Origin of the sequence: Flavobacterium sp. ABG, assembly GCF_001027725.1 — a bacterium.
Classification (GTDB): domain Bacteria; phylum Bacteroidota; class Bacteroidia; order Flavobacteriales; family Flavobacteriaceae; genus Flavobacterium; species Flavobacterium cupriresistens.
The window spans coordinates 1-420 of the sequence record NZ_LEKS01000080.1 but is presented as its reverse complement, the minus strand read 5'-3'; the positions used below and the strand labels follow the sequence as shown (position 1 = coordinate 420).

Genomic DNA, 420 nt, shown 5'->3' with positions numbered 1-420 from the left:
TGCATCACAAACATTTGGGTAAGGAGCACGGTGAGTGTTTCGGAATGTTATTTGTGCCTTTCAAATACTATAAAATCTAATAATTCCATTTGGGCGTGACCCGATGAAAAATCGGGTCGGGCTGTACGTTCCCGCTTTTTTATAGCTGGCAAAAAAGCCATCTATAAAAAGAGCTCCACTTCCATCCCTCACGCAACTCGCATTTCAATACAATTTCCGATTAAAAACAACAAGTATCACAGATGAAACTCTATAAAAAAGAAACCGTTCAGCATGTAAATGCAAGTTTAGAAGAATGTTGGGCTTTTTTTTCCAGTCCAAGTAATCTTCAAAAAATCACACCAGAAACAATGGGTTTCGAAATCACTGATTTCGATAATAAATCCATGTACGCCGGGCAAATAATACAATATAAAGTGT

At 37.4% G+C, this 420-nt stretch carries 1 pseudogene; it reads left to right on the top strand.

The features are described from left to right. Positions 1-80 (top strand): annotated as a pseudogene (locus AB674_RS23135) (carotene hydroxylase); the annotation flags it as partial. Positions 81-420: the final 340 nt, after the last annotated feature.